Origin of the sequence: Bosea sp. F3-2 (assembly GCF_008253865.1) — a bacterium.
Classification (GTDB): domain Bacteria; phylum Pseudomonadota; class Alphaproteobacteria; order Rhizobiales; family Beijerinckiaceae; genus Allobosea.
This window is the reverse complement of sequence record NZ_CP042332.1, coordinates 450021-459027: the sequence shown is the minus strand read 5'-3', so window position 1 is coordinate 459027 and position 9007 is coordinate 450021. Positions and strand designations below refer to the sequence as shown.

Here is a 9007-nt window from a genome sequence, read left to right as displayed (position 1 = left end):
TGCCCTCCGGCGGCATGGCTTCGCTCTGGCGGGCGCATCATCCGGATGTGGAAGTCCCTGTCGTGCTCAAGATCCCCTTTCTCGATCCCGGCCAGGATGTCTCGACCGTCATCGGCTACGAGGTTGAGGAACTCATCCTGAAGCGCCTGTCGGGCCCGCATGTTCCGCGCTACATCCGCTCCGGCGATCTCGCGCTGACCCCCTACATCGCGATGGAGTTCGTCGAAGGCGAGAGCTTAACGAGTGTAGCCAAGAGCGCACCGCTGCCCCCCGAGGAGGTCGCGCGCATCGGAGCCGAGGTGGCAATAGCGCTGGCCAGCCTGCATCAGCAGCGGGTCGCGCATCTCGACCTGAAGCCCGAGAATGTCATCCTCGCCGCGCGCGGCGCGGTGCTGCTCGATTTCGGCCTCTCCCGCCATGCGGGCCTGCCGGACCTGCTTTCCGAGGAGAGCAACGTCCCGATGGGCTCCGCCGCCTATATCGCACCCGAGCAGGTGCTGGGCGACCGTTCCGACCCTGCGAGCGATATCTTCGCCCTGGGAGGCATCCTCTATCTGCTCGCCACCGGCGCGCCTCCCTTCGACTGGCCCTCGACGCGGGCAGGCATGAAGAGGAGGCTCTATCATGCGCCGCGGCCGCCCTCCGCCCGCAACCCGAAGGTGCCTGCCTGGCTCGAGACAATCATCCGGAAATGCCTCGAGGTCGATCGCGAGCGCCGCTACGCGGATGCGGCGCGCGTTGCCTTCGACCTGCGCAACCCTGAGCAGGTGGTGATCGTCGAGCCCCGGCCGCCACGCCGGTGGTGGGACCGGCTCCTCGCAGCCTTCCAGAAGCGCGATGACCATCTGCTCACCGGCGTCCCCACGGCCAGGCGGCGGGAAGCCGGTCCGGGGCTCGTCCTGGCGGCGGTCGACCTCGCCGACGGCGCCGATCCGCTGGCCGACGCGGTGCTCACCGAGACCGGCCGGCTCGTGGCGGCCCGCGCCGATTCCCGCCTCGCTTGCCTGACCGTCCTGAAGACAGAGATTCTCCGCGAGGACGTCATGACGGACAGCGTTGGCCGCTCCATCTACATCAAGCGACTGGTTGCGCTGAAGGACTGGGCTCGCCCGCTCGGCCTCGCCGAGGACCGGATCAGCTACCACGTCGTGCGGGCGGTGAGCGCAGCCGACGCGATCCTGCGCTATGCCGAGCATAACCAGATCGGCCATATCGTCCTCGGCGCGCGCGGCGCTTCCGCTTTGCGCCGCCATCTCGGCAGTGTCTCGTCCAAGGTGGTGGCCGAGGCCGGCTGTTCCGTCACGGTGGTGCGGCACGGGTCCCCCGCGGAACAAGCGTAGCCGTGACTTAGTCATCGCAGCAACGTCGCCGGCATCCCATGGCAATTCGGCCGGCCCCTGCCCGCGTCATGCCGCAAAAGACGGATTTCGCGATTACCCGAAGCTTATTGTCGCCGGCAGGTTCTTGAAGATCACATATGTCGCGACCGTCAGGATGAGCGCGGCGAAGATGCGGTTCAGCGTGGCCTTGCCCGTCGAGAGACGCGTCGCCAGCAGCATGCCGAGAATGCCGCCCAGGATGCCGCCGGAGATGAACTGCGCTGCGACGACCCAGTCGACCTGGCCGCTGCGGGCATAGTTCAGGGCCGTCGCCAACCCGAAGGTGCCGACCGCGAGCAGCGAGGAGCCGATGGCATTGATCATCGGCATGCCGGTGGCGAAGATCAGCGCCGGCACGATGAGGAAGCCGCCGCCGATGCCGAAGAAGCCGGAGGCCCCGCCGGACGCCATCGCCGCGGCGGCGGTGAGCGCGCATGTGCGCCGATCGACCGGCCGCTCGCCGCCGCGGCCGACGCCGCGCGGCCGCAGCATCAGCAGCCCCACGACCGCCATCAGTGTGCCGAAGAGCAGGAGAAGGCGCGTTCCGTCGACGACGAGGCCGAGGCTGGAACCGAGAAGGGTGCCAAGCGTGCCCACCGCGGCGAAGACGGCCGCGCAGAGCCAGCGCACATGACCCTTCCGGGCATGGGCGAGCAGGTTGGCATAGGCATTGATCGAGACCGCCAGCGCGCCGGTACCGATCGCGACATGCGGGCTGGCGACACCGACGACATAGAGGAGCAGCGGCGTGGCCAGGATCGAGCCGCCGCCGCCGACCAGGCCGAGGCTGAAGCCGACGAGGCCGCCGGAAGCGAGCGCGGGGACGAGAGTCGAGGTCATCGCGGCAGCATCCCCGCGATGACCCGGTCATGCAGCATCATCCCTGCCGCCATCGCCGCGACGAACAGGAAGACCGGGACGAGCCCCATCGACAGGGCCGAGACCGCCGGGCCCGGGCAGAAGCCGGCGAGCCCCCATCCGGCTCCGAATAGCGCCGAGCCGGCCACCAGCCGCCCATCGATCTCCGTCTTTTCCGGCAGGTGGAAACTGTCGTCGAGCAGGGGGCGCCGCAGACGGCGTTGCAGCATGACGCCGGGCACCGCCACGAGCACCGCGCCGCCGAGCACGAACGCCAGGCTCGGGTCCCAATGCCCGCTGGCGAGATTGAGGAAGCCGAGCACGCGCGCCGGATCGAGCATTCCGGAGAGCGACAGGCCGAAGCCGAAGAGCGCGCCGGCGAGGAGCGCAACGACGATGCGCAGGGGTGCGAGACGGTTCACCGCAGGAACTCCATCAGCGTCGCCATCGCGACCCCTGCGAGGAGGAAGGTCACGGTCGCGACGAACGAACGTTTCGAAAAGCGGGCAAGGCCGAGGATGCCGTGGCCCGAGGTGCAGCCCGAACCCATGCGCGTGCCGATGCCCACGGCGAGCCCAGCCACGAGGACCAGGAGCCAGGAGGTGGCGATGGTCATGGCCGGGAAGCTCCCGAAGACCGACATGTAGAGCGGTGGGCCGCTGAGGAGCCCGATGACGAAAGCCGCATTCAGCGGGATCTGGCCGCCGCCGAGCAGCCGGCCGACGATGCCGCTGATGCCGGCGATCCGCCCATCGAGCAGCAGCAGCGCGACGGCCGAAAGGCCGAGCAACATGCCGCCGATCAGGGAAGGCCAATAGGCACTCATGGGTGCTGCTCCGGTTCGCAGAAGATGGCGTAGAGGGCTTCGATCAGACGCGCGGCCTTCTCTTCGCTCAGGCGGTAGAAGATCTGCTTGGCCTCGCGGCGTGTGGTGACGACCCCGGCATCTCGCAGCGCGCCGAGCTGCTGCGACAGCGTCGGCTGACGGATGCCCAGCCGCTCCTCGAGCTCGCCGACCGCGTATTCGCCCTCGGCAAGGGCGCAGGCGAGCCTCAGACGTGCCGGATGCGACAATGTCTTGAGCAGGGCGGCGACCTCGCCGGCACGCGCCTCCATCTCCGCCGGAGGCATAGCGTGGGTCGTCTTGGCGTCCATCACCACGCGGCCCCCACGAGCGTATCGAGCGGGAATTTGAGATAGCGCCTGCCGTTGGCTTCGGGCTCCGGCAGCCGGCCGCCGCGGATGTTCACCTGCAGCGCATGCAGGATCAGCTTCGGCATCGGCAGGGTGCGGTCGCGCGCCTCCCGCAGCGCGACGAAGCGCTCCTCCGTCATGCCGGCGAGATGCGGGTTCGCGCGCTTCTGCTCGCCAACCGTGCTCTCCCATTTGGCGGCGCGCCCGCCTGGCTCGTAATCGTGCCCGGTGAACAGGCGCGTATCGTCCGGCAAGGCCAGAATCGCCTGGATCGACGCCCACAGTGCCCTGGCGCTGCCGCCCGGAAAATCTGCCCGCGCAGTGCCGGAATCCGGCATGAAGACCGTATCGTGCACGAACGCCGCATCGCCGATCACATAGGTCACGGAGGCAAGGGTGTGGCCCGGCGAGAACATCACGCGCCCCATGAGCTCGCCCACCTTGAAGCTGTCGCCGTCGGCGAAGAGCCGGTCCCATTGCGAGCCGTCGGTCGCCAGTTCCGGACAGTTAAAGATGGCCTGCCAGAGCTTCTGGACATCCGTGACGCGCGCGCCGATGGCGGTCGGGGCGCCTGTCTTCTGCTTGAGATAGTGAGCGGCCGAGAAGTGATCGGCGTGAGGATGGGTGTCGAGAATCCACTCGACGGTGAGCCCCTCGCGCGCCACATAGGCGAGAATCTCGTCGGCCTGACGCGTGGCGGTCGCCCCGGACTTCTCATCGAACTCATAGACCGGATCGATGATCGCGCAGCGCCTCGTCTTCGGATCAGCGACGACATACTGGATGCTGCCGGTGCGCGGCTCGTAAAAGCTTTTCACCTGCGGCGCCCGGGCGGCATCCCGGGCGAGCCACTGCACCGCGCCCGAGAGATCGAAGCCGTGCGCGCGGCCGAAGGCCTCGATCTCGCCGGGCTTCATCCGCCCTGCCAGCACCTCGCCTAGTACATGCAGCGTCAATGATCGCGTGCCGCTGCGGCAATGGGCGTAGACAAGCCCTTTGGCCCCGGACACCGCCTCCTGGAAGGAACGGATATCGGCTTCGGTGATCGTCGCCGCCGTCACGGGGATGAAGTAAAAGGCAAGGCCGGCCCGCTCAAGAATTGCCTTCTCGGCGGCGCTGCCAGGCTGTCCCGGCTCCTCGCCGTCGGGCCGGTTGTTGATGATGGTGGTGAAGCCGGCAGCCGCCAGCGCGGCGAGCGTGTCTTGGCTCGGATGGCTGGTGACCGTCAGCCGGTCGTCGATCTTCACCGCAGTCATCGTGAGCATCCTCTCGGTATCATTCATTATACGATTACGTATAATGTATATTGACAGAACGCAAGCCTCGCCTCATCCTTACGACCGGACGACTAGGACACCAGGGTGCTGCGTCCGGCATGATCAACCTGAGGCGACGCACTGACAGCCTCCTGACGCCGTGACGGTTTCATCTTCAGCCAGGCGTCAGGCGCGTTTGCGTTGGGCCTGACAGCCGGGGTCGGCGCACTCGTCGGGAAAGCCATCTGAGTGCAGTGCGTCAATAGGGACTCGTTTCGTTCGGGCATTTCTCATCTGAGCGTCTGGTAGCTGGCGTTGCGCCAATGCCTGCTTACAGCCGATTGCGTTGAGGAAGTCAGCGGCCTTACTAGCGCTGAGGACTTCTACAAGCGTCGGGTCCCCTTGACGCAAATCAAAGGGAAACGCCGCCCCCCAGGTTATGAGGGATGTCGAAAGGGCATCCAGATTATGGTTTACGCTAAAGACCTGCCATCGAGTTTCCGCCATGTGCGGCTGCTGCTCGCACGGGAAAAGGGCCATCCTTCCGGCGAAGAGGATCAAGGGTACGATCTCTTGGTTCCGCTGGATGGCGAAAATCGTCTCGACCCGGTGGAGTGGAAAAATCATCAAGCGGCATGTCGGGTGCGCCGGTTCGACGAGGGCCAGGAAGCCAAAATCGGTCGATTGCGACGCAAACCCGGCGGCCAGTGGTATTTCGATTACGAAGCAGGAGAAAGCGACGACGAACTCGGCTTTCGTCTTGGAGAAGAACGCTTCCTAACCGGTGAGTACATCTCGATCGGCAAGCCGCCAGATTACCATGTCTATCGCGTTGTTCGGGTCGAAAAGCCTTAGTGCATCGTCCAAATACCATCATCTTTGCGGCCTCGCGTGAGGCGTGCCAGCGATTTCCCCCCGTCAGTCTGGAGCGCATGGGGGAACATCAAGGAGAACAGGACATTGTCGAACACGCCGCATACGCTTCGCGATGAATTTCCCGACCAGATGGATGCTATCCACGCCCTGAAGGTAAGCAGCCCTGAATTTTTGCGGATTCTGAGAGCATGCTCAATGATTGTCGCCTACCAATCTTGATGACTCACTAATTGGATAGATGCGATGGGCTCTCAGGACGACTGCCGGTGTCGTTTACGGCCTCTCCAAACGAGAGCATCGTCAATCGCGATTATCAAGACAATGCCGGGGCAGGCAGTGTCGATTGGGGCACTGCCGGGTTTCAACACGCTGCGTCGGATTGTGTAGCGGCATGATCAGTCATTTGGCGACGACGTTCGTACCGCTCGGCATCGCATTTGCCAGCGACGGAAATTCTGGCTCTCCATCATCTGCTCGGTGGGGCGCCCCGAGCTGGGGGCGATTCCGGGCATAGGTCTGGTCGTCGCTATTGAGGTCATTGAGTTCCTTTGGGGTGGCTGGCGTCCACATTCGGCGATTCTTGGGGGAGAGCCAAATGCGTTGAGGGTCTCCACGACATCCCGCGCTATCCCGATGCCGAACAATTAGCACTCCCCTCGCCCATGAAACGAGAGATGCGCTGAGATCATTTTTTTCATTGGTCGACTGACTTGCAAAGGAGAGCCTGCCATGAAGACGCTTGTTCTCGCTACCGTTCTGATTGCGTTCGCCGGACCCGCGCTGGCCCAGGCACCAACCTCCCATGACCAACACCATCCGGGTGGTGCCACCGCAGCGCAGGCCCAATCCACGGCCCCGGCACAGCCTCAGGCGACGCCCGGCCAATCCGGGATGCCAATGCCCATGGGGCAGATGATGCAGGGCCAGATGATGGGCCAGGGCATGATGCAGGGCCAAGGCATGCCCGGCAGCATGATGAGCAGAGGGATGATGGGCCGATTCTCAGCCGAGGACATGAGCGCCTTCATCGATGCCCATATCGCGGCAATCCATGCAGGGCTGAAGCTGTCCGCCGACCAGGAGAAGCTGTGGCCCCCCGTCGAAACTGCGATCCGCAACTTGGCCACCCTACATCTCGGCCATATGCAGGCCATGCGCCAGACCCGCGGGATGGCGGCGAGCGATCCGGTGGGTCTGCTCCGCGCTATGGCCGACCGCATGAGCCAGGGAGCGGACGCCATGCGCAAACTCGCGGACGCCGCGTCGCCGCTCTATGCGACGCTCGACGAGGCTCAGAAGCGGCGGCTGCAAGTGCTCGTCCGGATGGGCGGCCGCGACATGATGGGGCAAGGGATGATGGGCCGGGGGATGATGGGTCCCGGCCGCGCCATGATGCCCGGCGGATCCGGGGACGATGACGACGTCAACGAGGACAACCGCTGACACTCCAACCCGGATGATCCCGGGCACGCAAGTAGGTCACCTCCTCGCTCCGAGTTAGACAACGCGCTGAACCGGACCCCATAGCGGGGGCAGACGCCGGGGCCGTAACCGCCAATGGACCGTGTCGGCGGAGCATAGCTGAGGCTGACCGTCCCCTAGCGCGCCTGGCGCTTGAGGTAAGCGACGAGATCTGCAATCTCGGAACGCGTGAGCGATAGGTTCGGCATGCGTGAATGATGCGGGTTCGCTAGGAAGGCTGCGAGCGTCTTCTCATTAAAGCGCCCGGCCCCACCAATCTGAGCAAACGTCGGGACGGCGTCGGAGGCTCGTATTTGCCCGGGCGCGACAACATGGCATTCGGAGCACCAGCGCTCGGCAGTTCGCTGTCCTCTGGCACTATTGGCCGCCGCCGCCTCGCTTGCAGGTGTCATGAGAAGAGCCACAGCGACGCCCAAACACTCGCGGCGTCGAAATTCCGTCTGTATAGCCGTCCTCCGGATATTGAGAGGGCCGTACGGCAAGTTCGTCTCAGCTCGTCGGTTGACCCATGGCGTTGGATTGACCGTCACTGTCCACCTTTCAAGCTAAGGATGTAGGCGGCGACATTCGCGATTTCGTCTGCCTCCAAGATCAGGTTTGGCATTGTAGGGTGGGATGTCTGGAGGAACGCAGACAACGCCATCCCCGTCATGCCGCGCGTGTTTGCGATGGCGTCGAAAGGCGGCGCTTGCGGATTGGGGGAAGAATGCTGCCGGCGCTCCACCGCGTGACACGCAGCGCAAGCCTCCCGCGCGAACGCCAAACCCTGCTGCGGGTCACCTGTCGTCTGCGCGCTCAAGGTTGCCGGCACAACGGACAGGACAGCACCAACCGCAAAGCTCCGCAGGCGTCCCATGATCAGACCCTCGCTGTTGTCCCATTTTATTGAATGAAACAGGGGATGGCCACCGCCAACGTCCGCGTGCAGATCCCGTTCCTCGAGATGCCGCTCTTCGCAGCCGCGCCTGATCTGACATGCAAGCCGGCACAATCTTTCGAGACCCGGGATCGAGAAATGGTTCGATAGCGGCCGGGTGTTCCGGGAGCGCAACGTCATTCCGCAGTGTGCCTCACGATCAAAGCGGGCTCGGCCCCGGCAAGCGGCTCGAAACTAGAGGCCGCGCATTTTTCGGCAGAAGACCAAGATCGCGATCATTCTGGCGGAACTCACTACCGACCGACAAACAGCGCAACGCTACGCAGAACCACGGGCCTGCACCTCAAGCTCTGCCGGGCTGCATTTTTGATTTCTCTCAAGGTGGCAGACATCGATGCGTGTTTGGATCGCGCATCGGCCCCGGTCCCCGAGCGTCGTGCGCCGGGTTTCGATCGAGCGGCGCGACCGCGACGATGCACGAAGTAACGCCGCCCGCCATCTCTCACAGGAGGCGATCATGGCAGAACCAGCAACTAAGCTCCCGATCAAAGGTGAAACGTACGAGCCTGGCTCCCCTCAATCCGAATTGGCCGGCTTCGATCGCTTCTGGAGCGAGATGGATCGATTGTTCGACAATTTCGGCTTCCGCTCTGGCCGGCGGCCCTTCGCAGCTCCGCTGTCCTTCGATTTGTCTCTGCCCCGCTTCGAACGCTGGGGAAGCGTTCCTGCCGTCGACGTTTCCAAGACGGACGAACTCTACAACATCACGGCGGAGCTTCCGGGCATCGCGCCGGCTGACGTGCAGGTCAAACTATCGGACGGGCTCCTAACGATCAGTGGCGAAAAGAAGAGCGAAAAGGAGCGCAAGGACGAGGATGCCTATGTCTCCGAGCGGCGCTACGGCTCGTTCTTTCGCTCGTTCCGGCTGCCGGATGATATCGTCGCGGACAAGATCGAAGCTCGGTACGCCAATGGCGTTCTGAGTATCGCCGTCCCCAGGAGAGTAAAGGCTCAGCCGAAGGAAGAGGTCATCCCAGTCAAGGCGGCTTGACTGTGCTGGAAGCATCGGGCCGGCGCGACGGGAA

General features: G+C 64.4%; 10 protein-coding genes and 1 pseudogene. 5 read left to right on the top strand and 6 right to left on the bottom strand.

What is annotated here, in order from left to right; genetic code table 11:
- Nucleotides 1–14: 14 nt before the first annotated feature.
- Nucleotides 15–1340, top strand: a complete 1326-nt coding sequence (locus tag FQV39_RS29705) for a bifunctional serine/threonine-protein kinase/universal stress protein (protein WP_248313542.1) — start codon at nt 15–17, stop codon at nt 1338–1340.
- A 93-nt stretch (nt 1341–1433) separates the two neighbouring features.
- Here FQV39_RS29705 and FQV39_RS32015 read toward each other — a convergent pair whose 3' ends face one another.
- The 5 genes from FQV39_RS32015 to blh are packed head-to-tail and all read right to left on the bottom strand — an operon-like array spanning nt 1434 to nt 4687.
- Nucleotides 1434–2219 (bottom strand): sulfite exporter TauE/SafE family protein, encoded by a 786-nt coding sequence (locus tag FQV39_RS32015; protein WP_149134452.1) that lies wholly within the window; start codon nt 2217–2219, stop codon nt 1434–1436.
- On the bottom strand, nt 2216–2659 hold the full coding sequence (locus tag FQV39_RS32010) for a YeeE/YedE family protein (RefSeq protein WP_149134451.1): 444 nt from the start codon (nt 2657–2659) through the stop codon (nt 2216–2218). The genes FQV39_RS32015 and FQV39_RS32010 overlap by 4 nt, the downstream gene beginning before the upstream one ends.
- Nucleotides 2656–3063: a YeeE/YedE family protein gene (locus FQV39_RS32005; RefSeq protein WP_149134450.1), complete on the bottom strand. Its 408-nt coding sequence runs from the start codon at nt 3061–3063 to the stop codon at nt 2656–2658. The genes FQV39_RS32010 and FQV39_RS32005 overlap by 4 nt, the downstream gene beginning before the upstream one ends.
- Nucleotides 3060–3392, bottom strand: coding sequence for a sulfite-sensing transcriptional repressor BigR (gene bigR, locus FQV39_RS32000; RefSeq protein WP_149134449.1), 333 nt, complete (start codon nt 3390–3392; stop codon nt 3060–3062). The genes FQV39_RS32005 and bigR overlap by 4 nt, the downstream gene beginning before the upstream one ends.
- A complete protein-coding gene (gene blh, locus FQV39_RS31995) occupies nt 3392–4687 on the bottom strand; it encodes a bifunctional sulfur transferase/dioxygenase Blh (protein WP_149134448.1) in 1296 nt (431 codons plus the stop codon). The genes bigR and blh overlap by 1 nt, the downstream gene beginning before the upstream one ends.
- A 468-nt stretch (nt 4688–5155) precedes the next feature.
- Here blh and FQV39_RS31990 point away from each other — a divergent pair, with 468 nt between their 5' ends.
- From FQV39_RS31990 to FQV39_RS31985, 3 genes and pseudogenes are all read left to right on the top strand, one after another.
- On the top strand, nt 5156–5542 hold the full coding sequence (locus FQV39_RS31990; protein ID WP_149134447.1) for a hypothetical protein: 387 nt from the start codon (nt 5156–5158) through the stop codon (nt 5540–5542).
- Between the two features lie 462 nt (nt 5543–6004).
- A pseudogene (locus tag FQV39_RS34045) lies at nt 6005–6201 on the top strand (sodium-independent anion transporter); the annotation flags it as partial.
- A 91-nt stretch (nt 6202–6292) separates the two neighbouring features.
- The gene (locus FQV39_RS31985) at nt 6293–7006 is read left to right on the top strand and encodes a Spy/CpxP family protein refolding chaperone (protein WP_248313541.1); all 714 of its coding nucleotides are present in this window, start codon (nt 6293–6295) and stop codon (nt 7004–7006) included.
- 565 nt (nt 7007–7571) lie between these two features.
- Here FQV39_RS31985 and FQV39_RS34035 read toward each other — a convergent pair.
- A complete protein-coding gene (locus tag FQV39_RS34035) occupies nt 7572–8102 on the bottom strand; it encodes a c-type cytochrome (protein WP_248313540.1) in 531 nt (176 codons plus the stop codon).
- 337 nt (nt 8103–8439) lie between these two features.
- Between FQV39_RS34035 and FQV39_RS31970 the strand changes: the two genes are divergently transcribed.
- Nucleotides 8440–8973 (top strand): Hsp20/alpha crystallin family protein, encoded by a 534-nt coding sequence (locus FQV39_RS31970; protein ID WP_149134496.1) that lies wholly within the window; start codon nt 8440–8442, stop codon nt 8971–8973.
- Nucleotides 8974–9007 lie beyond the last annotated feature (34 nt).